This is a genomic window from Nocardioides maradonensis, assembly GCF_054777115.1.
Window position 1 is genome coordinate 128,140 of the sequence record NZ_BAAHAZ010000001.1, and the last position, 23,495, is coordinate 151,634.

At 71.1% G+C, this 23,495-nt stretch carries 19 protein-coding genes; 11 read left to right on the plus strand and 8 right to left on the minus strand.

The window, feature by feature from the left end; all coding sequences use genetic code 11:
* The first annotated feature begins 101 nt into the window (after positions 1-101).
* The 4 genes from ACYVAQ_RS00530 to ACYVAQ_RS00545 all read left to right on the plus strand — a co-directional run bounded on the left by ACYVAQ_RS00530 (position 102) and on the right by ACYVAQ_RS00545 (position 4,241).
* Positions 102-1,289 carry a sugar ABC transporter substrate-binding protein gene (locus ACYVAQ_RS00530; RefSeq protein WP_460786455.1) on the plus strand — a complete coding sequence of 396 codons (1,188 nt, stop codon included), beginning with the start codon at positions 102-104 and terminating at the stop codon, positions 1,287-1,289.
* A gap of 95 nt (positions 1,290-1,384) precedes the next feature.
* On the plus strand, positions 1,385-2,170 hold the full coding sequence (locus tag ACYVAQ_RS00535; RefSeq protein ID WP_460786456.1) for an ATP-binding cassette domain-containing protein: 786 nt from the start codon (positions 1,385-1,387) through the stop codon (positions 2,168-2,170).
* Positions 2,171-2,179: 9 nt separating this feature from the next.
* On the plus strand, positions 2,180-3,598 hold the full coding sequence (locus ACYVAQ_RS00540; protein WP_460786457.1) for a sugar ABC transporter permease: 1,419 nt from the start codon (positions 2,180-2,182) through the stop codon (positions 3,596-3,598).
* A 28-nt stretch (positions 3,599-3,626) separates the two neighbouring features.
* Positions 3,627-4,241 (plus strand): DUF4126 domain-containing protein, encoded by a 615-nt coding sequence (locus ACYVAQ_RS00545; protein ID WP_460786458.1) that lies wholly within the window; start codon positions 3,627-3,629, stop codon positions 4,239-4,241.
* Here ACYVAQ_RS00545 and ACYVAQ_RS00550 read toward each other — a convergent pair.
* From ACYVAQ_RS00550 to ACYVAQ_RS00565, 4 genes are all read right to left on the minus strand, one after another.
* Entirely contained in the window at positions 4,186-6,729 is a 2,544-nt protein-coding gene (locus tag ACYVAQ_RS00550) for a bifunctional FO biosynthesis protein CofGH (protein WP_460786459.1), read from the minus strand. The two genes, ACYVAQ_RS00545 and ACYVAQ_RS00550, sit on opposite strands and share 56 nt — an antisense overlap.
* A 57-nt stretch (positions 6,730-6,786) precedes the next feature.
* Positions 6,787-7,890 carry a hypothetical protein gene (locus tag ACYVAQ_RS00555; protein WP_460786461.1) on the minus strand — a complete coding sequence of 368 codons (1,104 nt, stop codon included), beginning with the start codon at positions 7,888-7,890 and terminating at the stop codon, positions 6,787-6,789.
* A gap of 212 nt (positions 7,891-8,102) precedes the next feature.
* Complete coding sequence (locus ACYVAQ_RS00560) at positions 8,103-10,226, minus strand: MMPL family transporter (protein ID WP_460786462.1); 2,124 nt, start codon at positions 10,224-10,226, stop codon at positions 8,103-8,105.
* A 139-nt stretch (positions 10,227-10,365) separates the two neighbouring features.
* Positions 10,366-11,403, minus strand: coding sequence for an LLM class F420-dependent oxidoreductase (locus ACYVAQ_RS00565; protein ID WP_460786463.1), 1,038 nt, complete (start codon positions 11,401-11,403; stop codon positions 10,366-10,368).
* Between the two features lie 97 nt (positions 11,404-11,500).
* Between ACYVAQ_RS00565 and npdG the strand changes: the two genes are divergently transcribed.
* Complete coding sequence (npdG, locus tag ACYVAQ_RS00570; protein ID WP_460786464.1) at positions 11,501-12,172, plus strand: NADPH-dependent F420 reductase; 672 nt, start codon at positions 11,501-11,503, stop codon at positions 12,170-12,172.
* On the opposite strand, the gene ACYVAQ_RS00575 is transcribed toward npdG, so the two are convergent.
* Entirely contained in the window at positions 12,153-12,497 is a 345-nt protein-coding gene (locus ACYVAQ_RS00575; RefSeq protein ID WP_460786465.1) for a hypothetical protein, read from the minus strand. The genes npdG and ACYVAQ_RS00575 overlap by 20 nt on opposite strands.
* On the minus strand, positions 12,494-13,744 hold the full coding sequence (locus ACYVAQ_RS00580; protein ID WP_460786466.1) for a PspC domain-containing protein: 1,251 nt from the start codon (positions 13,742-13,744) through the stop codon (positions 12,494-12,496). The genes ACYVAQ_RS00575 and ACYVAQ_RS00580 overlap by 4 nt, the downstream gene beginning before the upstream one ends.
* A gap of 144 nt (positions 13,745-13,888) precedes the next feature.
* Here ACYVAQ_RS00580 and ACYVAQ_RS00585 point away from each other — a divergent pair, with 144 nt between their 5' ends.
* From ACYVAQ_RS00585 to pcrA, 4 genes are read left to right on the plus strand one after another with little or no spacing between them, the layout of a single operon-like run.
* Positions 13,889-15,148 (plus strand): ATP-binding protein, encoded by a 1,260-nt coding sequence (locus ACYVAQ_RS00585; protein ID WP_460786467.1) that lies wholly within the window; start codon positions 13,889-13,891, stop codon positions 15,146-15,148.
* A complete protein-coding gene (locus tag ACYVAQ_RS00590; RefSeq protein WP_460786468.1) occupies positions 15,145-15,798 on the plus strand; it encodes a LuxR C-terminal-related transcriptional regulator in 654 nt (217 codons plus the stop codon). The genes ACYVAQ_RS00585 and ACYVAQ_RS00590 overlap by 4 nt, the downstream gene beginning before the upstream one ends.
* A gap of 40 nt (positions 15,799-15,838) precedes the next feature.
* Positions 15,839-16,645, plus strand: coding sequence for a M15 family metallopeptidase (locus tag ACYVAQ_RS00595; protein ID WP_460786469.1), 807 nt, complete (start codon positions 15,839-15,841; stop codon positions 16,643-16,645).
* Positions 16,646-16,680: 35 nt separating this feature from the next.
* Positions 16,681-19,155 carry a DNA helicase PcrA gene (gene pcrA, locus ACYVAQ_RS00600; RefSeq protein ID WP_460786470.1) on the plus strand — a complete coding sequence of 825 codons (2,475 nt, stop codon included), beginning with the start codon at positions 16,681-16,683 and terminating at the stop codon, positions 19,153-19,155.
* A 137-nt stretch (positions 19,156-19,292) separates the two neighbouring features.
* Here the strand turns inward: pcrA and ACYVAQ_RS00605 are convergent, their stop codons facing one another.
* Positions 19,293-20,372 (minus strand): M23 family metallopeptidase, encoded by a 1,080-nt coding sequence (locus ACYVAQ_RS00605; RefSeq protein WP_460786471.1) that lies wholly within the window; start codon positions 20,370-20,372, stop codon positions 19,293-19,295.
* Positions 20,373-20,723: 351 nt separating this feature from the next.
* Here ACYVAQ_RS00605 and sucC point away from each other — a divergent pair, with 351 nt between their 5' ends.
* A complete protein-coding gene (gene sucC / locus ACYVAQ_RS00610; RefSeq protein WP_460786473.1) occupies positions 20,724-21,887 on the plus strand; it encodes an ADP-forming succinate--CoA ligase subunit beta in 1,164 nt (387 codons plus the stop codon).
* A gap of 18 nt (positions 21,888-21,905) precedes the next feature.
* A complete protein-coding gene (gene sucD / locus ACYVAQ_RS00615) occupies positions 21,906-22,787 on the plus strand; it encodes a succinate--CoA ligase subunit alpha (protein WP_460786474.1) in 882 nt (293 codons plus the stop codon).
* Positions 22,788-22,839: 52 nt separating this feature from the next.
* Here the strand turns inward: sucD and ACYVAQ_RS00620 are convergent, their stop codons facing one another.
* Positions 22,840-23,457 carry a DUF4396 domain-containing protein gene (locus tag ACYVAQ_RS00620; protein ID WP_460786475.1) on the minus strand — a complete coding sequence of 206 codons (618 nt, stop codon included), beginning with the start codon at positions 23,455-23,457 and terminating at the stop codon, positions 22,840-22,842.
* Positions 23,458-23,495 lie beyond the last annotated feature (38 nt).

Below are 23,495 nucleotides of genomic sequence, written 5' to 3' on the forward strand. Positions count from 1 at the left end.
GTTTGTGTTCACCTCTTGACCATTAATGCTGTGACGCACGACACTCGGACTCGCAACGACGCTCGGTCCCTCCGAGCCCCCACGCCTCGCCGAGGAGGAACATGTCCATCCACTTCCGCCGCACGACCTTCGCTGCGGCCGCACTCCTGGCGGGCACCGCCGGGCTCGCCGCCTGCGGCAGCAGCAACAACGGCTCGGACTCGGGGTCCGCCAACATCACCGCCGCGTGCTCGCTCGCGACCCCGCCCACGAGCGGTGCGAAGGCGCCCGCGGCCGGCCTCGACCTGGGCAAGGCGTTCGGGAAGGTCGGCGTGATCCTGCCCGACACCACGTCCTCGACGCGCTACGAGCTCTACGACAAGCCGCTGCTGACCCAGGCGCTGACGGCGGCGGGCATCACTGCGGACGTCCAGAACGCGCAGGGCGACAAGGCCCGCTTCGCCGCGATCGCGCAGAACATGATCGGCGACGGGGCCAAGGTGCTCATCATCGACTCGATCGACGCCGCGTCGGGTGCCGGTGTCGAGGCCGCGGCCGACAAGGCCGGCGTGAAGGTCATCGACTACGACCGGATCAACCTCGGCGGCACCGCGCCGTACTACGTGTCCTTCGACAACGAGGATGTCGGCAAGCTGCAGGCGCAGACCATGCTCGACTGCCTCAAGGCCCAAGGCGTCGACAACCCGAACATCATCATGATGGACGGCGGCACTGACGTCGACAACAACGCCGTGCTGTTCGCGAAGGGCGCTCACGAGGTGCTCGACAACAGCGGCGCCAAGATCGTCAACGAGCAGACCGTCAAGGGGTGGACCGTCTCCAACGCCGCGCCCGCGTTCCAGCAGGCGATGACCGCTGCCGGCAACAACGTCGACGGCGTGCTCGCGGCCAACGACGACATCGCCAACGCCGTCATCGGTGTCCTGAAGAACCAGGGTCTCGCCGGCAAGGTCGTCGTCACCGGTCAGGACTCGGGTGTCGAGGGTCTGCAGAACATCGTCAACGGCCTGCAGTCCATGACGATCTTCAAGAACGTCAAGCTCGAGGCCCAGGCGGCCGCCCAGCTCGCGATCGCCCTCATCCAGGGCAAGGACCCGAGCTCGGCCGGACTGACGCTGTCGAAGTTCGACGACCCGCAGGCGGCCTCGCACGACGTGCAGGCGCTGCTGCTGCCCGCGCAGGTCATCACCCAGGCCAACGTCGACGACGTGGTCAAGGCCGGCGCCCTCAAGGCGTCGGAGATCTGCCAGGGCATCCAGCCCGCCTGCGACAAGCTCGGGATCAAGTGAGCTGACGCGGAACCCGGGCCGGCGGTCGGACGTGATCCGGCCGCCGGCCCGCACCGTCAGCAGAGACATCAGCAGTGGTCCACAACGAAACGGGGATGACCGTGACCGAACCGATCCTGGAGGCGCGGGGGCTCAACATGAGCTTCGGCGCCGTCCACGTCCTCCACGACGTCGACTTCGCCGTCTACCCCGGTGAGGTCACGGCGCTCGTCGGTGACAACGGTGCCGGCAAGTCCACCCTGGTGAAGTGCTTCGCGGGCATCAACCAGATCGACAGCGGAGAGCTCCGCTTCGAGGGGCAGCCGGTCACGATCGCCGATCCGAAGGCGGCCACGAACCTCGGCGTGGAGTTCGTCTACCAGGACCTGGCTCTCGCCGACAACCTCGACATCACCCAGAACATGTTCCTCGGCCGGGAGATCACCAGCCGCCGGGCGTTCCTCTCCGACGGAGAGATGGAGAAGAAGGCGCGGGAGACGCTCGCCAGCCTCTCGGTCCGCACCGTCTCCTCGGTCCGGCAGCTCGTCGCGAACCTGTCCGGTGGCCAGCGGCAGACCGTCGCCATCGCGAAGGCCGTGCTGTGGAACAGCAAGGTCGTCTTCCTCGACGAGCCGACCGCGGCACTCGGCGTGGCCCAGACCCGCCAGGTGCTCGACCTGGTACGCCGTCTCGCCGACCAGGGACTCGGCGTCGTGCTGATCTCGCACAACATGAACGACGTCATGGAGGTCGCCGACCGCGTCGTCGCCCTCTACCTGGGCCGGGTCGCCGCCGAGGTCAAGAAGGCCGACACCAGCACCACCCAGATCGTGGAGCTGATCACCGCCGGACGCAGCGGGGACATCGGTCTCGCGCCCGCGACCGCCAACCAGAGCATCTGAGGAGCCTCGATGTCCGCGAACACCTCCGTGACCGCGCCCGAGAGCGGCGCCGAGCGAGCCAGCGAGTTCTCCCTCGACGTCGAGGAGCGCTCGATCGGCGCAGCCGTGCGGGACTGGACGGTCAAGCTCCGCTCCGGCGAGCCCGGCGCGCTGCCGTCGCTGCTCGGCATCCTGGTCCTCGGTGTCATCTTCGCCCAGCTCAGCGACCGCTTCCTCTCGCGCGCCAACATCGGCAACATCCCCGGCCAGGGCGCGTACATCGCCGTCATCGCGCTGGGCCTCGTCTTCGTGCTGCTGCTCGGCGAGATCGACCTGTCGGCCGGTACGGCGGGCGGCGCCTGCGCTACCTTCGCCGCGGTCGGGGTCTTCAACGGCAACCTGCACCACTCGCTGCCGACCGCGCTCTACTGGGCGCTCGTCGTCGGGCTCGTGATCGCGGTGGCCCTCGCGGCGTGGCTCAAGGCCTGGACCGCGGCCGTGGTCTCGGCGGTCGGCTTCGTCCTGGTCATCACCAACCTGACCCAGCACCTCGGGCTCGCCCTGGTGGCCGCGGTCTGCATCGGCTGCGCGATCGGTGTCTTCAACGGCTTCCTGGTGGCCAAGGTCGGCATCCCCAGCTTCATCGTGACCCTGGCGCTGTTCCTCGCCTGGCAGGGCATCATCCAGTTCGCGCTGAAGAACCAGCCGGTGAACACCTCCAACTACCAGTTCTGGCACAACCTCACCTACGGCAACCTGCCGGTGCTGTGGAGCTGGGTGTTCACGATCGTCATCGCCGCGGCCTACACCGCGTACTCGGTGTTCGCCTCGCTGCGGGCGAAGGCGGCCGGGCTGACCCGCGACGGGATGGACCTGGTGCTGGTGCGCTGCGGTGCGCTCGCCGTGCTCGGCCTGCTCGTCACCTGGTTCTTCAGCACCAACCGCAACCCGCGCGGGTTCGTCATCGAGGGCATCCCGACGCCGGCGGCGATCGTGGTCGTGCTGATGATCCTGTGCACGATCGTGCTCACCAAGACGACCTGGGGCCGCCACCTCTACGCCACGGGCGGCAACGCCGAGGCGGCTCGTCGCGCCGGCATCGACGTGGTGCACATGCGCGTGACCGCCTTCGCGATCTGCTCCGCGTTCGGCGCCTTCGGTGGCATCCTGCTGGCCTCGACCCAGTCCTCTGCCTCCCAGGACCTCGGCGGCAGCAACGTGCTGCTGTTCTCCGTGGCGGCCGCGGTCATCGGTGGTACGTCGCTGTTCGGCGGCCGGGGTCGCCCCCGCGACGCCGTGATCGGCGCGCTGGTCATCACGATCATCCCGAACGGGATCCTGCTCCAGCAGAACCCGAACACCCAGTGGCAGCAGGTCATCACCGGTGTCGTGCTCCTGCTGGCGGCCGGCGTCGACGCGATCTCGAGGCGGCGCGCGCGGAAGGCCTGACGGGCCGGCGACGGGCTAGCCTGCGCGGGTGGAGACACTCGCGCTCAGCTTCACCTCGGGATGGGCCAGCGGCATCAACAGCTACCTGGTGGTGCTGGTGCTGGGCATCGCGGACCGGGTCGAGCACCTCGACCGGATCCCCGACGTGCTCGGCAGCTGGCCCGTCCTGGGGATCGCTGCGTTCATGTACGTCTTCGAGTTCGTCGCCGACAAGATCCCGTACGTCGACTCCGCCTGGGACGCGGTCTCGACGGTGATCCGACCGGTGGTCGGTGCCGTGCTCGGGGTGATGCTCGCGGGGGACTCCCACCAGTCGCTCGACGAGGTCGTCGGGGGACTGGTCGGCGGTGGCGGCGCCCTCGGGGCCCATGTCACCAAGGCGGGCACCCGGCTCGCCGTGAACACCCTGCCCGAGCCGTTCACGAACATCGGCCTGTCGGTGGGCGAGGACGGGCTCGTCCTCGCCGTGATGTCCTTCGCGCTCGCCCACCCGGTGGTCGCCGCGGTCATCGCCGCGGTGCTGCTCGTGACCGGGCTGGCTGTGCTCTACCTGCTGATGCGCCTGGTCCGCCGCGGGTGGCGCAGGTTCAAGGCCTGGTGGGAACGCCGTACAGGGTCGTCCGCTCCCGCACGGGCCGGTTGATCCCCGCGCCGATCTCGGCGAGCTCGGCGACGGTCTTGGCCGAGCCGTGCTCGGAGCCGGCCATCCGGGAGATGGTCTCCTCCATCAGCGTGCCGCCGAGGTCGTTGGCGCCGGCGTTGAGCATGGCGCGGGTGCCGTCGACGCCGAGCTTGACCCAGCTGGTCTGGATGTTGTCGATGCGGCCGTGGAGCATGATCCGGGCCATCGCGTGCACCGCGAGGTTGTCGCGCAGCGTCGGGCCGGGGCGGGCGACACCGGCCAGGTAGATCGGCGCGGAGGTGTGCACGAACGGCAGCGGGACGAACTCGGTGAACCCGCTCGAGCCGTTCTCGCGGGCGGTGTCCTGGACCCGCTTGAGGACGCCCAGGTGGCCGACCCAGTGCCGCGGGTTGTCGACGTGGCCGTACATCATCGTGGACGTGGTCGGCAGGCCGATCCGGTGCGCGGTGGAGACGATCTCGATCCAGGTGGAGGCGGGGAGCTTGCCCTTGGTGAGCACCCAGCGGACCTCGTCGTCGAGGATCTCGGCGGCGGTGCCGGGCAGCGAGCCGAGGCCGGCCTCGCGGGCCTTGATCAGGAAGTCCTCGATCGACAGGCCGGTGCGGGCGGTGCCGTTGACGACTTCCATCGGGGAGAAGGCGTGCACGTGCATGTCGGGCACGCGCTGCTTCACGGCGGCGGCGATGTCGAAGTACGCCGACGCGGGGAGCTGGGGGTCGATGCCGCCCTGCATGCAGACCTCGGTCGCGCCGAGGTCCCATGCCTCCTGGGCCCGGTCGGCGACCTCGTCGTACGACAGCGAGTAGGCGTCGGCGTCGGTGCGCCGCTGCGCGAACGCGCAGAACCGGCAGCCCACATAGCAGACGTTGGTGAAGTTGATGTTCCGGTTGACCACGTACGTCACGTCGTCGCCGACCGTCTCCCTGCGGAGGCCGTCGGCCAGCCGGGTCACCTCGCGCAGCAGCGCGCCTGAAGCGGTCATCAGGGTCAGGGCGTGCTCGTCGGAGAGGTTGCCGGGGTCGGCCTCCGCCGCGCGCAGGGCGTCGCCTCCCTCGGCGTGGAGGACGGCCGGGGCGCCGGTCCGGGCCGCGGCTTCGCCGACGCTGGCCCAGTCGCCGTAGACCGAGCCGAAGTCGGTACGCCGGTCGGCCGACCGTCCCTCGGTGTCGACCGAGGTGTGCAGGTCGGTGCGTCCGGCCGACTCGAAGCCGCCGTCGGGCTCCTGCCACGGCAGCCCGGTCGGGCGTACGCCGGGGATCGCCAGCCCGTCCGGCCCGGCGAGCGCGGCCACGTGGCCGGTGATGCGGGGGTCCAGCCAGGCCTCGCCGCGCTCGAGCGCGCCGAGGACGTACTCCGGGTGGACGGTCAGCCGCGCCTTGAGCTCGAAGCCGCACTCGGCGGTGATCGCGCGGAGCCGGTCCAGGGAGGGCCAGGGGCGCTCGGGGTTGACGTGGTCCGGGGTCAGCGGTGAGACACCGCCCCAGTCGTCCACGCCCGCCTCCAACAGCTGGCGGCACTCGGCAGAGCCGATGGAGGAGTCCACGAGGTTCGGGGGTGCCTGGATCCGCGCCTTCGGGCCGAGCACCAGTCGGGTGACCGCGATGGCCGCCCGGTAGTCGGCCAGGTCGAGGTCGTCCACGTGCCGCATCGCGGTGTCGGGCTTGGCGCGGAAGTTCTGGACGATGACCTCCTGCACGGCGCCGTACGCCTTGAGGTTCGCGCGCAGCGCGAAGATCGTCTCGGCCCGCTCCTCGAGGGTCTCGCCGATGCCGACCAGCAGCCCGGTCGTGAACGGGATCGAGTGCCGGCCGGCGTCCTCGAGCACCCGGAGCCGGACCTCGGGGTCCTTGTCGGGCGAGCCGAAGTGGGCCAGGCCCTTGGTCTCGTACAGCCGCCGCGATGTCGTCTCGAGCATCATCCCCATCGACGGGGCGACCGGCTTGAGCCGGTTCAGCTCCTCCCACGACATCACGCCGGGGTTGAGGTGGGGCAGCAGCCCGGTCTCCTCCAGCACCCGGATCGCCATGGCCCGCACGTACGCCAGCGTGGAGTCGTAGCCCTGCTCGTCGAGCCAGGCCTGCGCCTCGGGCCAGCGGTCCTCGGGCCGGTCGCCGAGCGTGAACAGCGCCTCGAGGCACCCGAGCTTCGCGCCCTCGGCGGCGATGGCGAGGATCTCGTCGGGCGACAGGTACGGCGCCCGCCCCTCACGCGCGGCTTGGCCCGGCGTCTCGACGAAGGTGCAGTAGTGACAGCGGTCCCGGCACAGCCTGGTGACCGGGATGAACACCTTGGGGGAGTAGGTCACGACGCCCGGCCGGCCCGCGGCCGCGAGGCCTGCGTCGCGGACCAGCGCCGCGGCCGCGGTCAGCCGGTCGAGGTCCTCACCGGTCGCCGCGAGCAGCGCGGTCGCCTCCGCGACGTCGAGCGCGGCACCGCGCTCGGCCCGGGCGAGCGCGCGGCGGATCTGCTGGGGGGTCGGCTCACTCATCGCCCCCGAGGGTATCGCCCGCTCCCTGAAACGAGAACACGTTCTACCGTAGGGCGGTCACCCGGGCAGCCGGGCGGTCAGGCCTCCGAGGTGGGCGACCAGGTCGCTGCGCTTGCCGGGCCCGGTGGTCACCTTCAGCAGGTAGGGGTCGCCCAGCGCGCGCCCGTCGCTGCCGATGAGCACGTCGTGGTCGCAGTTGCCGCTCACCAGCGGGCAGTCGCCGGGTCCGCCGTTGCCGTTGAGCTCGAGCCGTTGGAAGCCGGTGCGGTACCCGGCGACGTAGAGGGCCCAGTTCACGCACCCGGCGTACTCCGAGCAGTGCGGCAGCCTCGACCACCACAGACGCTTCGGCTTCGCGTGTCCGCAGGTCCGCGTCGTGCTCGTCACCGTCGAGCCCCAACCGTACGTCGCCGTCAGCGTGGCCTTGATGCAGACCCGCGCGCCGCCCTCCTGGGCGTCGGCGAGGTAGGTCGTGCCGTTGACGGTGTCCTCGCCATCAGGCCCCTCGACGGTCAGCGAGGTCCGCGCGTTCGCGGCCGTCGGTAGGTCGAAGCTGAACCGCACCGCCCGGTACGCCGGAGCCGCGGTGCCGGTCGGCTTCGCCACCCCGGTGCCGTAGCACTGGTCGAGGGCGGCCGATGCGCTGTCGTGGGCCGCGCGGGCATCGGCGGCGTCGACCTTCAGCTCGGCTGTCACGAGGACCGCGGCGACCTGGGAGCGGCCGACCTCGTCCAGGCAGCCGGTGTCGCTGAGCTTCCACTGGTCGCCGACCTGCTTCTCCCAGTCCGCGGAGCAGGAGAGGAGGCCGTCGGCGTACGTCTGCGCGTCGGCGGCCTGCCAGGAACCGGTGAACCTCCAGCCGGCTCCGCCGCGCGTGATCAGCCCGCTGGCGGCCAGTGCCTTCGACCGACGCTGGTGAAGCAGCTTCGTGGCGGCGCAGGCGCGCTGGTCGGCGTCGGCCCAGGACGGGCCCTGGACGCCGTCGGCGATCGCCCGCGCTGCCGCCTTGTCCTTCGCGCTCAGCGGACCGAAGCCGAGGCGGCCGGTGCCGAAGGCCCAGCCGCCGATGCCGAGGGCGATCACCAGCAGCAGGGCGGTGGTGCCGCCGATGATCAAGCCCCACGGCCCCCGTCGCGGGGGCGGGACGGGTGGGTAGCCCATCCCGGGAGGCGGCCCCATCGGAGGCGGCCCGGTCGGGGGGCCGGCCGGCGGCGGGCCCATCGGCCGCCACTCGGGCCGCGCCGCGGTCGGCGGGGTCGGCGGCGTCGGTGGCGGCAGCGGTCGCCCTCCCGCCCCGGGCCAGATCGGCCCGTCGGGCGGGAGGGGAGGCTGAGGCGGCTGTGACCCGGACACGGCCCTGATGCTAGATCAGATCAGGCCGGATCAGCCGCTGCCGCTGCGCCTGCCGGAACGGCCGCCGACGACCGGTCCGCCAGCGTGCTCGGCCACCAGATCCGGTCGCCCGCATCGAGGTTGATCGCGGTGACCAGGACCGAGCGGACGATCCAGGTGTCGAGCAGGACGCCCAGGGCGATCGTGGTGCCGAGCTCGAGCGTGAACGTCATCGGCATCGTCGCCAGGATCGCGAAGGTCGCGGCCAGGACGAGCCCCGCTGCCGTGATCACGCCACCGGTGGAGGACAACGCGATGAGCGAGCCCCTCCGGGTGCCGTGGTTGATCGTCTCCTCGCGGACCCGGGTCATCAGGAAGATGTTGTAGTCCACACCCAGTGCGACCAGGAACACGAACGCGAACAGCGGGTAGCCGGGGTCGGCGTGGTCGCGGTTGAAGAAGGCCTCGAAGACCAGGCTGGACAGACCCAGCGCCGAGCCGAACGACAGCACGACGGTCGCGATCAGCAGCACCGGAGCGACGAGCGCGCGGAGCAGGCCGATCAGGATCAGCAGTACCGCGAGCAGCACGATCGGGATGATCACCTTGTCGTCGCGCGCCGAGGCGGTCTTCATGTCCAGCGTGACCGCCGACGTGCCGGTCACCAGCGACCCCGGATCGGCGGCGTGCGCCGCCGCTCGGGCGTCCCGCACGGTCTGGAAGGCCGCCTCGGAGTACGGGTCGGCGTCGATCGGGGCGACGACCAGGGCGGTGCCGTCCTTCGGCGGCCCGGCGATCGTGGCGGGGCCGAGTCCGTGCACGCCGGCCAGGGCCGTCACCACGGCCGAGGCGCCCGCGGCCGGCGCGACCACCTGCAGCGGGTTGCTGGAGTCGACCATCTTGTGGTCGATGAGCAGCGCCTGACCAGTGACCGAGTCCATCGTCTTGGTGTACTGCTGGTCGGTCGGCACCCCGGAGGTGTCGAGGCGCAGGAAGCCCAGCGCCAGCACGCCGAGCGCCACCGCGGTGCCGATCCAGACGATGCGGGGTCGCGGCGCGATGCCGCGTCCCACCTTGGCCCACACGCCGTTGGCCGTCGTCTCCTCCGAGCCGAAGCGGGGGATGAACGGCCAGAACACCCAGCGCCCGAAGATCACCAGCAGGGCGGGGAGCAAAGTCACCATCACCACGAACGTGACGCCGATGGCCACCGCGTTGGCCGGGCCCATGCCCGCCGTGGAGTTGAGCTGGGCGAAGAGCAGGCAGAGCATGCCGGCCGCCACCGTCGCGGCGGAGGCGAGGATCGCCGGCGCCGCACGGTGCAGCGCGAAGGCCATCGCCTCGTGCCGGTCCTCGTGTCGTCTGAGCTCCTCGCGGTAGCGGGCGATCAGCAGCAACGCGTAGTCCGTGCCGGCCCCGATCGCGAGCACGGTCACGATGAACTGGGTCTGCCCGTTGACGGTCAGACCGGCGTACTTGGCGAGCAGGTAGAGCAGGCCCATCGAGGCGCCGAGCCCCAGCGCGGCGGTGACGATCGGGAGCAGCCACAGCACCGGGCTGCGGTAGGTGAACAGCAGGATCAGCACGACGACGCCCAGCGTGCCGAGGATCAGCACGCCGTCGAGCGAGCTGAAGACGGTCGAGGCGTCCGCGCTGGACCCGCCCATGCCGGTGAGGTACGTGCTGCCGCCCGGCAGGACCGCGAGCGCGTCGACCTGCTTCTTCAGGTCCGGCAGCTTCTTCCACAGCTGGTCGCCGTAGTTGACGGTGAAGTTGGTGACGGCGACCTGTCCGTCGGTCGACACGGCCGGTGGCAGGTGCGCCGACCTCGCGGTCGCCGGGCTGATGACGTCGCTGACGCCGGCGATGCCGGCGATCTCCTTGGCCTGCTTCTCGATGGTGGCGAAGTCGGCCTTCGTCAGGCCGCTCGCGCGGTAGTAGGCCAGCGTGGTGCCGGCCGCATAGGGATCCTGGAACTTGTCCAGCTTGTCCAGGGCCTTCGTGGACTCGGCGCTGGCGGGGAGCCAGGACGACGCCTGGTTGTCCTGGACGTCCGCCAGCTTCGCGGCGAACGACGACAGTCCGAACGCGACCACGAGGCCGACCAACAGGACGACCCACTTCGTGACGGGGCCGGTGAGCTTTCCGGCGATCTGACGATGCATGGTGGTGACTCTTCCACTCGGCGGGGACATTGGCCTCGGGATTGACCCCGAGGCCGACCCTGAGATGCGCAACACCCCGGGTCGGTACTCCTACGACGTCCGAACCGGGGTGTTTGCGACATCAGCCGAGAAATTCAGCTCACGAGACCCACTCCTTGACCTGGGCGATCGTCGCGGCCGGGTCGTCGGAGGCGGGGGAGACCGACAGGTTCGTGACGCCGGACTCCTCGAAGGCGGCGATCCGCTCCTTGACGTACGACGCCGGGCCGACCAGGTTGCCGGCCTCCAGCCACTCCAGCGGTACGGCGGCCTCGGCCTCCTGCTTCTTCCCCGACAGGTAGAGGTCCTGGATCTCCTTGGCCTCCTTCTCGAAGCCGTACTCGCAGGCGAGCTGGTTGTAGAAGTTCTTGTCGCGCGCACCCATGCCGCCGACGTACAGGGCGTAGATCGGACGCATGAAGTCGAGCAGCGCCTTGGTCTCCGGGCCCTCGCCGATGGCGACCATCCCGCCCGCGCAGATCTCCAGCGGCCTGAGGTCGGCCGAACGCTTCGCGGCGCCGCGGGCGAGCGCCTCGCCCCACACGCCGTCGGCCTTCTCCGGGTAGTAGAGGAACGGCAGCCAGCCGTCGGCGACCTCGGCGGTCATCGCGACGTTCTTGTCGCCCAGCGCCGCGACCCAGATCGGCAGGTCGGCGCGCTCGGGCCGGTTGAGCAGCTTCAGCGGCTTGCCGAGGCCGAGGCCCTCGCCGGCGGGGAGGGGGACCTGGATGGTCTTTCCCTGGAAGTCGAGGCGCTCGCCGCGCAGGCCGGCGCGCAGCACCTCGATCAGCTCGCGGGTGCGCGTCAGCGGCCGGTCGTAGGGCAGGCCGTGGAAGCCCTCGATCACCTGCGGGCCCGAGGCGCCGAGGCCGAGGATGGCACGGCCGCCGGAGACGTTGTCGAGGCCCGCGGCGGTCTGCAGGAGCGCACCCGGCGTACGGGAGTAGATGTTGAGGATGCCGGCGCCGATCTCGACGGTCTCGGTCTTGGCGGCGAGGTACCCCATCAGGGTGGGAGCATCGAAGCCGTACGGCTCGGCGACCCAGATCGTGTCGAGTCCGGCCTTCTCCAGGGCGACGACCTGGTCGGCCGACTCGCGGGGGTTTCCGGCGTACACCAGGGGCATGGAGAGCTTCATGGGCCCATCGTGACAGTATTACTGTCACGATCGCAACGGGACAGCAGACCGTTTGGACCCGTACGATCTGAGCAAGAGCGATGCTGAGGAGGCACACATGGGTTACCGCGTAGCGGTCATCGGCGGCACCGGGCCGCAGGGCAAGGGCTTGGGCTACCGATTCGCGAGGGGCGGTCACGACGTGGTCCTCGGCTCGCGCGCCGCCGAGAAGGGCGAGGCCGTCGCGGCCGAGGTCACCGAGAAGCTCGCCGGCGTCGCCGGCGCCGGCACCGTGACGGGAGCCGACAACGCGGGGGCCGTCGCGGCGGCCGACGTCGTCCTCCTCGCCGTCCCCTACGACGGTCACGACGAGCTCGTCGCGTCCCTCGACCTGGCCGGCAAGACCGTGATCTCGTGCGTGAACCCGCTCGCCTTCGACAAGCGCGGCGCCCACGGCAAGGTCATCAACGGCGGCGAGGGATCGGCCGCCGAGTCGGCCCAGGAGCTGGCCCCCGAGGCGACCGTGGTGGGCGCCTTCCACAACGTCTCCGCCGTCGGCCTGTGGGGCGACGAGGAGTTCCTCGACGAGGACGTCATCGTGGTCGGTGACGTCGTCGAGGCCAAGGAGGTGGCGATGGAGCTCGCCGCCGCCGTGACCGGTCGGGCCGGTATCGACGGCGGCAAGCTGCGGCTGGCTCGTCAGCTCGAGCCGTTCACCGCCGTGCTCATCTCGATCAACCGCAAGTACAAGGTGCACGCGGGCATCCGGGTCACCGGCCTGTCCCACTGATCCGGCGCCGCCGGCCGCTGAGGACCGTCGCCACCAGGCCCGCTGCGCCCGCCACCAGCCACGGCAGGGGGAGCAGCCAGCGGGCGTGGGGCAGCTCGACCGCGTTGAGCGGTACGACGAGCGCCCACACCGTCACCAGCCCGAGGAACGCCAGCCCCATCACCAGGTGCGGGATGTGGACCGGGTGCCAGGGGGTGTCGTGGGCGGCCGCCTGCGTCGGCGGGCTCGGCGGGGTCGGCTCGGCCGGCTCGGTGGTCTCGATGACCTTGGTCGGCTCGCCCGTGGGGTCGACCCTGTTCTCGCTGTTCTCGCTGTTCTCGCTCATCGTGCCTCCTCCGTCCTGACCTCGATCTGTCCGAAGACCAGGTCCGCATCGATCGTGACCCGGGGTACGCCGTTGCCGCCGTCGTGCGTGGCGCTGCTGGTGCCGTCGTGCTGCGCGCCGAACAGGACGGTCTCGCCCCCACCGTCGATGGTGGCGTTCGTGGTGACGTCCAGACCGGTGGAGGGGACGACCACGACGAGGTGGCCGACCCGGCCCTGGAGGTCGATGGTCCGTCCGTCCAGGCCCTGCAGGTCGCGGACGTCGGTGAGGTCGAGCCGCAGCTCGCCGACGCCGAGCCGGTAGCTGCTGTCGACCGCCGCCGCGGTCGTCGGCCGGTCGACGATCCGCCCGCCGTGCCAGTCGCCGACCACCGAGCTCGCGAGCATCGCGAGCAGGGCGATCAGCCCGATCGGGATCAGGCCGCCACCCCGGCCGAACCATGCGCTGACGACCAGCATCAGGCCGCACGCACCGGCCACCACCGCGGGGTACGCCGAGTGCGGGACGTCCGCTCCCGCGAGCTGCAGGGTGATCAGCGTGCCGATGCCGAGCGCGGCCAGCGCGAGCGTGAAGCCGAACAGGATCGGGCCGCGGCGGCGGGGGTCACGTCGGACCGGGGTGACGTAGTCGGCGTAGGCCGCGGGGCCGCCGTAGCCGGGCGCGCCGCCGTAGCCGGTGGCGCCGCCGTAGCCGGGCGCGCCGCCGTAGCCGGCGTACGACGGGGGCGGGGGTGGCGGCGTCGTACCGCTCTCGGAGGGCTCGGCCGGCGGAGCGGCGTACGTCTGCGGCGGAGGCGGCGACGACCACCGGCGGTTGCCCGAGTGGGACACGATGCCGAGGACGACCAGGGCGATCACCGCCAGCGGCCACGGGAAGTGCCACTGACCGACCGAGTTGCCGATCGCGGCGAGCGCGGAGCAGCCCGCGACGATCCACAGCGCGATGCCGCGGCTGCGGTCGTCGAGCGGGATGGTGGCCCGGTCGGAGGTGTCCTCGGGGACGAGCAGCCAGCACGCGACGTAGAACAGCAGCCCGCCGCCGCCGAAGAAGACCATCACCACGAGCAGGATGCGGACGAGGAGCGGGTCGACGTCGAAGTGCCGGGCGATGCCGCCTGCGACGCCCGCGATCTTGCGGTCGGAGGAGCTGCGGCGCAACCGGGTGAGGTCGCGCATCTGCTCGCCGGTCACCCGAGGGCCCGCGGTCTGCGGTTCCTCGGTGGTGCTGCCGTTCGGTGGAGTGGTCATGCCTCAACCCTCGGGTCTGGTGGGGCTCGGAGGCTATCGGGGAGAGCCCTGATCCTGGCCCGGTGCTCGGGGTGCCGACTCAGGGTCGGGTCAGGGTCCTTCCCGCTGCCCGCGGGGTTCGCGCTGTGTGACGATGGATCCATCATGACGACGACCCACCCGCCCGAGGGCGTACGCCGCGCCTATCGCGACCTGGACGGTCAGGTCGCCGGTGGTGTCGCGTCCGGGATCGCCGCGCACCTCGCCGTACCCGTCCTCTGGGTGCGGGTCTTCTTCGTCGTCGCGACCGTCTTCGGCGGTGCCGGTCTCGCCCTGTACGCCGCCTGCTGGCTCCTGCTCCCCGGGCGCCGCCCCGACGACGAGGCTCCCGGCCTGGCGAGCGCCCGTCGGGGCGGCCGCCGTCCGGGACGGCTCGAGCGGCTCGGCGACGTGGGGCCTGTCGTGGTGCTCGGTGCGCTGGCGATCGGCGCCATCTTCGTGGCGCAGGCGTTCTTCGGCTCGGGGTGGTTCCTGTGGCCGCTTGCGATCGGCCTCGTCGGCGTCGCGCTGCTGTGGCGGCAGGCCGACGAGGCGCAGCGCGAGCGTTGGCTCGACGCCTCCGGCCGGGTCGACCTGGTCCGGATCGTGGTGGGCGACGGCGGCTGGGCGTCGTGGGCCCGGCTCGGCGCCGGCCTCGCCCTGCTGCTGTCGTCGGGCGTGGTGATGCTCGTGCTGCGGGGCGGCTCGGTGGCGGTGATCCGCGACGTGAGCATCGCGCTGCTGCTCGGGCTCGGCGGGCTCGCTCTGGTGGTCGGACCGTGGGCCCGCCGGCTCGCGATCGAGCTCGCCGACGAGCGGTCCGAGCGGGTCCGCACCCAGGAGCGCGCCGACGTCGCGGCCCACCTGCACGACTCGGTCCTGCAGACGCTGGCGCTGATCCAGAAGAACCCGGGCGACGCAGCCCGGCTGGCCCGCGCCCAGGAGCGCGACCTGCGGTCCTGGCTGTTCGAGGCCGAGAACGTGTCGGACACGACGGTCGCCGGAGCGCTGCGCGCGATGGCCGGTGAGATCGAGGACGCGTACGGCGTGCACGTCGACGTGGTCGCCGTCGGCGACGTACCGATGGAGGAGTGGGTGCGCGCGATCGTGCAGGCGGCCCGCGAGGCGGTGACCAACGCCGCGAAGCACGCCGGCGTCGGCCGGGTCGACGTCTTCGCCGAGCTGGCCGCGGGATCGGCCGAGGTGTTCGTGCGCGACCGCGGGGTCGGCTTCGACCTCGGGGCGGTCGCCGACGACCGGCGCGGCGTGCGTGGCAGCATCGTGGACCGGATGGAACGGCACGGCGGCACCGGCGAGGTGCGGTCGACGCCAGGTGAAGGGACCGAGGTCCGGCTGCGGCTCTCGGGTGACGAGGGGGAGCGATGACTGGGATCCGGGTCGTCGTGGTCGACGACCACGCGATGTTCCGGCGCGGCGTGGCGGCCGAGCTGGCCGGAGGCGCGGGGCGCGTCGAGGTGGTCGGGGAGGCCGCCGACGTCGACGAGGCGGTGTCCGTGATCGGCTCCTCGTCTCCCGCCGTCGTGCTGCTGGACGTGCACCTGCCCGGCGGCGGTGGCGTCGAGGTGATGCGGAAGGTCGGGCTGGACGGGCCGCGCTTCCTCGCGCTCTCGGTGTCCGACGCGGCCGAGGACGTGATCGGCACGATCCGCGGCGGTGCGCGCGGCTACGTCACCAAGACCATCACCGGCCCCGAGCTGATCGACGCGATCGCGCGGGTCGCCGACGGCGACGCCGTCTTCTCGCCGCGGCTGGCCGGCTTCGTCCTCGACGCGTTCGCGGGCTCGGGCGTCGCGCCCGACCTGGCCGCGGTCGACGAGGACCTCGACCGGCTCACCGAGCGCGAGCGGGAGGTCATGCGGCTCATCGCCCGCGGCTACTCCTACCGCGAGGTCGCCGGCGAGCTGTTCATCTCCATCAAGACCGTCGAGACCCACATGTCCTCGGTGCTGCGCAAGCTGCAGCTGTCGTCGCGGCACGAGCTCGCGCGCTGGGCGTCGGACCGCAAGCTGCTGTGAGGCGGCTCCTGCTGGGGGGCCTGGTGCTGGTGCTCGCCGGGTGTGGGGTACGCCGACGCCGGCTCCGGTCTCGCGACCGCACCATCGCCCGGCCCGCCCGAAGGTGGCGGCCCGCCCGAAGGCCGCGACCGCCGGGCCGGCGTACTCGACCTGGGTGCGGGGCGCCCACCCGCTGCCCCTGCGCCCCGACGGGTACGGCGTGGTCCGGCCGACCCCGCGCTCGCTGCGCGACCGGCGCTACCCGACGGTGGACGTGCTGCCGGCGCCCACCGACGGTCGCTACCACGCCACGATCGGCGCGATCACGCCCGCGATCCGGCAACGGATGGGGGAGACCTGGACGCCCGCGTGCCCGGTGCCGCTGTCCGGTCTGCGCTACCTGACGATGACGTTCCGCGGCTTCGACGGACGGGCCCACACCGGCGAGATGGTCGTCAACGCGCGGGTCGCTCGTGGCGTGGTAGGCGTCTTCCGTGCCCTGTACGCCGCCGGCTTCCCCATCGAGGAGATGCGGCTGCCGACGACGGCCGACCTCACCGCCCACCCGACCGGCGACGGCAACAACACCGCCTCGATGGTCTGCCGCGCGTCCCGCGGGCTGTCGGTCTGGTCCGCCCACGCCTACGGCCTGGCGATCGACCTGGACCCGTTCGACAACCCGTACCAGCGCGGCGACGTCGTGCTGCCCGAGCTGGCGTCGGCGTACCTCGACCGCGGCTGGGTCCGCCCCGGCATGGTCGAGCCCGGCTCCGTGGCCGTCCGCGCCTTCGCCGCGATCGGCTGGTCGTGGGGCGGGGACTGGCACTCGCTCAAGGACTACGAGCACTTCACGGCCACCGGGCGCTGAGGGGTGGGGGTGGTCCGCCGTAGGCTGGTCCCAGCATGAGTGAATCGCCGCAGCTGCCCGGGTTCGAGCACCTCCTCACCGCCGCGCCGGCCGCGGAGGAGGCGCGTACGACGAGGCGCGGCCCGACCGCCGACGAGCTGCTCGCGGGCCTCAACGAGCCGCAGCGCGAGGCGGTCACCCACGCCGGCGTCCCCCTGCTCGTGGTGGCCGGGGCAGGCTCCGGCAAGACCCGCGTCCTCACCCGCCGGATCGCGTGGCTGATCCAGGAGCGCAAGGCGCACCCGGGCAGCATCCTGGCCATCACCTTCACCAACAAGGCCGCGGCCGAGATGAAGGAGCGGGTCGCCGAGCTGGTGGGCAACCGGGCCAAGATCATGTGGGTCTCGACCTTCCACTCCGCCTGCGTCCGGATCCTGCGCAAGGAGGCCGAGCACCTCGGCTACGAGCGGCTGAGGTCGAACTTCTCGATCTACGACACCCAGGACCAGAAGCGGCTGATCGCCCTGGTCTGCAGCGACCTCGAGCTCGACCCGCGCAAGTTCCAGCCCGGTCCCGTGCTGCACCAGATCAGCAGCTACAAGAACGAGCTGCGTGACGTCGACGAGGTGCGCAAGGACGCCCGCAACGGCTTCGAGGAGTCCTACGCCAGGGCCTACGAGCTCTACCAGCGGCGGCTGCGCGAGGCCAACGCCCTCGACTTCGACGACCTCATCATGGAGACTGTCCGGCTGTTCCAGACCAAGCCCGGCATCCGCGAGACCTACCGGCGCCGGTTCCGGCACCTGCTCGTCGACGAGTACCAGGACACCAACCACGCGCAGTACTCCCTGATCCACCAGCTCTGCGGCCAGGACCTCGAGGAGCACGACGGCCCCGACGCCGTACCGCCCGCGGAGCTGATGGTCGTCGGTGACGCCGACCAGTCCATCTACGCCTTCCGCGGCGCCGACATCCGCAACATCCTCGACTTCGAGAAGGACTTCCCGGACGCCCGGACCATCAAGCTCGAGCAGAACTACCGCTCCACCCAGACGATCCTGAGCGCGGCCAACGCGGTCATCGACCGCAACGAGGGCCGGCGCGCGAAGCGGCTGTGGTCCGACGCCGGCGACGGCGCCAAGATCGTCGGGTACGTCGGCGACACCGAGCACGACGAGGCGCGCTTCGTGTCCAACGAGATCGACAAGCTGACCGACGGCGACGACGGCCTACGGGCCGGCGACGTCGCCGTCTTCTACCGCACCAACGCGCAGTCGCGGGTCTTCGAGGAGATCTTCATGCGCACCGGCATGCCGTACAAGGTCGTCGGTGGCGTGCGCTTCTACGAGCGGCGCGAGGTGCGCGACGCCCTCGCCTACCTGCGGGCGCTGGTCAACCCCGACGACCAGGTCAGCATGCGCCGGATCCTCAACACCCCCAAGCGGGGCATCGGCGACCGGGCTGTCCTCGCCATCACCCAGCTCGCCGACCGCGACCGGATCACGTTCTGGGAGGCACTGCAGCGGGCCGACCAGGCGCCGGGCCTCGCGACCCGCAGCCAGAAGAACATCGAGCAGTTCGTGCGCGTGATGACCGAGCTGATGCAGCTGGTCGAGGCGGGGGAGCGACCCGACGTGATCCTGGAGTCGGTGCTCGACAAGTCCGGCTACCTGGTCAGCCTCGAGGAGTCCGACGACCCGCAGGACGAGAGCCGGATCGAGAACCTCGCCGAGCTCGTCGCGGTCGCGCGGGAGTTCGCCGAGGACCCGATCGCCGCACCCTCGGCCGACCCCGCCGACGTCGACGCCGGGCTCGTCGAGCCCGGCCTCAGCGACTTCCTGGAGCGCGTCGCCCTGGTCGCCGACAGCGACCAGATCCCGGACGCTCCCGAGGACGGGGACGAGGACGCCCCACCGGACTCCGGCATGGTCACGCTGATGACCCTGCACACCGCGAAGGGCCTGGAGTTCCCCGTCGTCTTCCTCACCGGCATGGAGGACGGCGTCTTCCCGCACTCCCGCGCGCTCGGCGATCGCCCCGAGCTCGAGGAGGAGCGCCGGCTCGCGTACGTCGGCATCACCCGCGCCCGTCAGCGCCTCTACGTCTCCCGCGCGGTGGTCCGCTCGGCCTGGGGCGCGCCCGCGCACAACCCCGCGTCGCGGTTCCTCGGCGAGCTACCGGTCGACCTGGTCGACTGGCGGCGTACCGAGGCGGACCAGGCGCGCTGGGCCCGCCCCACCAACGCCTACGAGAACCGGGAGTACGCCGGTCAGCGACTCGGCTCGCCCACCGCCGCCGGCCGCCGCAACTTCTCCAGCGCCGCGGTCCGCGCCGACGCGGCCGCGAAGGCCAAGCCGTCCCGGCCCATCCCGAACCTGGAGCCGGGGGACCGGGTCACCCACGACTCCTTCGGCCTCGGCACGGTCGTCGCCGTGGAGGGCGCCGCAGAGAAGTCCGTCGCCTCGATCGACTTCGGCAGCGAGGGCGTCAAGCGCCTGCTGCTGAGGTATGCGCCAGTGGAGAAGCTGTAACGCCGGGCGCCGGTGGTGCAGATTTCCCAAGGTATGTAGCGATCTCTGCGCTTCCCTGGCTCTGTACGGCGTGGGAACTGCAGATTTCCCTACATACCTTGGGAAATCTGCAGGGGCGACTGGACGCCCCCGAAGGACTACTGGTTCGCGTCCGGGCTGATCCCGTGCTCGACGAAGGCCGGGTCCGGGTCGACCGGGTCGCCGCCACCGGGGCGGACCTCGATGTGGACGTGCGGGCCGGTGGTGTTGCCGGTGGAGCCGACGTACCCGATGACCTGGCCCTGGGTGACGTGCTCGCCGGGCTTGACGTTGAAGGCGACCTGGTGCGCGTACCAGATCTCGGTGCCGTCATCGAGGGTCTCGACGGTCTTGTTGCCGTAGGAGCCGTCCCAGGCGGCGGAGCTGATGACGCCGTCGGCGATCGCGTGGATCGGGGTGCCGGTCGGGCAGGCGAAGTCGAGGCCGGTGTGGCACGACGACCACAGGCCCGAGCACTGCCCGAACCGCGCGGTCAGGTGGTAGACGCCGGCGTCGATCGGGAGGATCCAGCGGTTGGCGGCGATCTGCGCGGCCTTCTTCTCGGCGTCCTTCGCGAGCACGCCGAGGGCCGAGTTGCGCTGCGCGGAGGCCCGTTCGGCCTCGTTGACCAGATCGGTCCCCGTGGCGCTCTGCAGGGTCTGCCGGTCGGAGTCGCGGCTGACGGTCTGCATCCGGTCGCCGCCGAGCGTGCCGGAGCCGAAGGAGCCGCTCAGCGCGTTGGGCGCGGCGAACGCGGCGGTCTGCTGGCTGGCCAGCCCGGTGTTGGCCGTGCCGACGGCACCGCCGATCGCGACGACGAGGGTCGCGGCGCCGACCAGCACCGGCGCGGACGGGAGCCCCTTGAACAGGGACTTGCGGCTGCCGGCGTGAGCGACGGCGCGGCGCTTGCCCACCGTCGGGATCTCGCCGGTGGCGGCCATCAGCTCGTGCTTGCTCAGGAGGGGGATCTCGACGGTCGGCGTCGGCGACACGGTCGAGGTGGTACGCCGGACGACCGGCTCCACGAACGCCGGGTCGGCGAGCAGCCCGGTGGTGACGACGGGGATCTCGCCGGTCGTCGGGTCGGCGTCCACCGGGCGGTTCGCCACGCGGCGGCCGACGTACGGCTGGGAGGGAGCGGTGGAGTCGACCGAGACGGAGGCCCGGCGCTTGCCGGGTTCGGCGCGGTGGTTGCCCATCTTGTCGCTTGCTCCTGGTCGGCTTCGTCTGGTTGGCTCAGCCTCGGCCAGGTGGCCACGAGGTGAACATTCCTTCTCAAGATCCGCAGCGACGATACCCGGGGCTCCGCCGCCAGCCGAATCCTAGAGGCCGCTGCGGTGGGCGCGGACGAGAACCCTCGGAATTCGTGTAACCCGGGTCACGTACCCAGGGGTAGGCCTCGTCGTACGCGCCGCGCAGGTCTAGGGTGCCCGAGGACGTGTGCTACATCGACCTACCTCGAGGTGGTGCACCCGACTCCTGCACGGCGGGTCGAACCCCGGCGAGCCACGAACCTCGCCGCGCCCGCACACAAAGATGAGGACTGATCAGTGGACCTGATGGAGTACCAGGCGAAGCAGCTCTTCGCCAAGCACGGCGTGGCCACCACGCTCGGCAAGGTCGTCGAGACCGCCGAGGACGCGAAGGCAGCCGCCGAAGAGATGGGCTTCTGCGTCGTCAAGGCGCAGGTCAAGGCCGGCGGTCGCGGCAAGGCCGGCGGCGTCAAGCTCGCCAAGACCCCGGAGGACGCCTTCGAGGCGGCCAGCGCGATCCTGGGCATGGAGATCAAGGGCCTCACGGTCAACCGCGTCCTGGTGACGCCGGCGACGCCGCCGCAGGAGGAGTACTACTTCTCGTTCCTGCTCGACCGCGCCAACCGGCAGTACCTGTGCATCGCGTCGGTCGAGGGTGGTGTCGAGATCGAGGAGGTCGCGAAGACCAACCCCGACGCCGTCAAGAAGATCGCCATCGACCCGGGCAAGGGTGTCGACGCCGCCAAGGCGCGCGAGATCGCGACCGAGGCCGCCTTCCCGGAGGCCGTCTTCGAGCAGGCCGTCGAGATGATCGAGGCCCTCTACAAGGTCTTCGTCGAGGAGGACGCGACCCTGGTCGAGGTCAACCCGCTGGCGCGCCTGGAGGGCGACAAGCTGGAGGCCCTCGACGGCAAGGTGTCGCTCGACGACAACGCCTCCGAGGTGCGTCACCCCGACCACGAGCAGTTCGAGATCCGCGAGGAGGCGAACCCGCTCGAGGCCAAGGCCAAGGACTTCGGCCTCAACTACGTCAAGCTCGACGGCTCCGTCGGCATCTGCGGCAACGGTGCGGGTCTGGTCATGTCGACCCTCGACGTCGTCGCGTACGCCGGCGAGAACCACGGCGGCGTGAAGCCGGCCAACTTCCTGGACATCGGCGGTGGCGCCAACGCCCAGGTGATGGCCAACTCCCTCGACGTGATCCTCAACGACCCGCAGGTCAAGAGCGTCTTCGTCAACGTCTTCGGTGGCATCACCGCGTGCGACGAGGTCGCCAACGGCATCAAGGGTGCGCTCGAGATCCTGGGCGACGGCGCCACCAAGCCGATCGTCGTCCGTCTCGACGGCAACAACGTCGAGGAGGGTCGCGCGATCCTCAACGAGCTGAACCACCCGCTGGTGACTCAGGTCGACACCATGGACGGAGCGGCCGACAAGGCCGCCGAGCTGGCGAACGCCTGAGATAGAGAGCAGAGAAACATGAGCATCTACCTCAACAAGGACAGCAAGATCATCGTCCAGGGCATGACCGGTGGCATGGGCTCCAAGCACACCGCCCTCATGCTCGACGCCGGCGCCCAGATCGTCGGTGGCGTCAACGCCCGCAAGGCCGGCACGACCGCCGAGATCGGCGGCCAGGAGCTGCCCGTCTTCGGCTCCGTCGCGGAGGCGATGAAGGAGACCGGCGCGAACGTGTCCGTCCTCTTCGTGCCGCCGGCGTTCACGAAGGACGCCTGCATCGAGGCCATCGACGCCGAGATCCCGCTGATGGTCGTCATCACCGAGGGCGTGCCGGTCCAGGACACGGCCGAGGTGTGGTCGTACCTGCAGGGCAAGAGCACCCGCATGATCGGCCCGAACTGCCCCGGCATCATCTCGCCGGAGGAGTCCCTGGCCGGCATCACGCCGCACACCATCGCGGGCAAGGGCCCGATCGGTCTCGTCTCCAAGTCGGGCACGCTGACCTACCAGATGATGTACGAGCTGCGGGACTTCGGCTTCACCACCGCCATCGGCATCGGTGGCGACCCGATCATCGGCACCACCCACATCGACGCCCTGCAGGCCTTCGAGGACGACCCGGAGACCAAGGCGATCGTGATGATCGGCGAGATCGGTGGCGACGCCGAGGAGCGCGCGGCGGCGTACATCAAGGAGCACATCACGAAGCCGGTCGTCGGCTACGTGGCCGGCTTCACCGCGCCGGAGGGCAAGACCATGGGTCACGCCGGCGCGATCGTGTCGGGCTCGTCCGGCACCGCCCAGGCGAAGAAGGAGGCCCTCGAGGCCGTCGGCGTGAAGGTGGGCAAGACGCCCTCCGAGACCGCCGAGCTGATGCGCGAGATCATGAAGGGTCTCTGACCACAGCATCACGAAGGCCCGCCCCCGTTCGGGGGCGGGCCTTCGTCGCGTCTCAGGACAGCTTGTCGGCGATCGAGACCGTGAGCCCGCCCGCGATGAAGGCGGCGATGGTGACCGCGAGCGCGACCGGCGGGATCGCCGGCAGGAGGCGTCGTACGCCGGTGACCGGCGCCGCCGCTCCGTGGTGCTCGTGGGTGAGCGCGTGGCCCTTGCCCCGCTGCAGCAGGAACCGGTTGACCGGGAAGGCCGCGACGAACGCCACGACCAGCGAGACCGGCATGCCGATCCAGAACGTCGGGTTGGTCAGGCCGGCGTTCATCGCGCCGGGGATGAGCGTCATCACGATGTTGTCGACGACCTCCATCGTGGTGATGGAGAGGGTGTCGGCGGCGAGCACCAGGGCGAGGGCGGCGGTCACTGCCAGGCCGCTGCGCAGCAGGGGGAGCGTCGAGAGCGTGTAGCCGAAGACGAAGGCGAGGGCGATCGAGAGCGCGACCGTGCCGCTGTTCGAGATGCCGGCGGCGGTACCGATGACCAGGCCGAGGACCTCGCCGATCGCGCAGCCGGTCAGGCAGTGCAGGGTGGCGGCGGCCGCCATCGCGCTGAGCCCGCCGCCGTGGTGGTCGTGCTCGTGGTGGTCGTGCTCGTGGTGGTGCTCGTGCGCGGACATCGGGCCCTCCTCGGTGAGGTGTTCGCCGGTCCGCAACA

Coding starts and splice junctions, on each gene's coding strand:
- ACYVAQ_RS00530 (WP_460786455.1), top strand. CDS start 102: ATGTCCATCCACTTCCGCCGCACGACCTTCGCTGCGGCCGCACTCCTG.
- ACYVAQ_RS00535 (WP_460786456.1), top strand. CDS start 1,385: ATGACCGTGACCGAACCGATCCTGGAGGCGCGGGGGCTCAACATGAGC.
- ACYVAQ_RS00540 (WP_460786457.1), top strand. CDS start 2,180: ATGTCCGCGAACACCTCCGTGACCGCGCCCGAGAGCGGCGCCGAGCGA.
- ACYVAQ_RS00550 (WP_460786459.1), bottom strand. CDS start 6,729: ATGAGTGAGCCGACCCCCCAGCAGATCCGCCGCGCGCTCGCCCGGGCC.
- ACYVAQ_RS00555 (WP_460786461.1), bottom strand. CDS start 7,890: ATGGGCTACCCACCCGTCCCGCCCCCGCGACGGGGGCCGTGGGGCTTG.
- ACYVAQ_RS00560 (WP_460786462.1), bottom strand. CDS start 10,226: ATGCATCGTCAGATCGCCGGAAAGCTCACCGGCCCCGTCACGAAGTGG.
- ACYVAQ_RS00565 (WP_460786463.1), bottom strand. CDS start 11,403: ATGAAGCTCTCCATGCCCCTGGTGTACGCCGGAAACCCCCGCGAGTCG.
- npdG (WP_460786464.1), top strand. CDS start 11,501: ATGGGTTACCGCGTAGCGGTCATCGGCGGCACCGGGCCGCAGGGCAAG.
- ACYVAQ_RS00575 (WP_460786465.1), bottom strand. CDS start 12,497: ATGAGCGAGAACAGCGAGAACAGCGAGAACAGGGTCGACCCCACGGGC.
- ACYVAQ_RS00580 (WP_460786466.1), bottom strand. CDS start 13,744: ATGACCACTCCACCGAACGGCAGCACCACCGAGGAACCGCAGACCGCG.
- ACYVAQ_RS00585 (WP_460786467.1), top strand. CDS start 13,889: ATGACGACGACCCACCCGCCCGAGGGCGTACGCCGCGCCTATCGCGAC.
- ACYVAQ_RS00590 (WP_460786468.1), top strand. CDS start 15,145: ATGACTGGGATCCGGGTCGTCGTGGTCGACGACCACGCGATGTTCCGG.
- pcrA (WP_460786470.1), top strand. CDS start 16,681: ATGAGTGAATCGCCGCAGCTGCCCGGGTTCGAGCACCTCCTCACCGCC.
- ACYVAQ_RS00605 (WP_460786471.1), bottom strand. CDS start 20,372: ATGGGCAACCACCGCGCCGAACCCGGCAAGCGCCGGGCCTCCGTCTCG.
- sucD (WP_460786474.1), top strand. CDS start 21,906: ATGAGCATCTACCTCAACAAGGACAGCAAGATCATCGTCCAGGGCATG.
- ACYVAQ_RS00620 (WP_460786475.1), bottom strand. CDS start 23,457: ATGTCCGCGCACGAGCACCACCACGAGCACGACCACCACGAGCACGAC.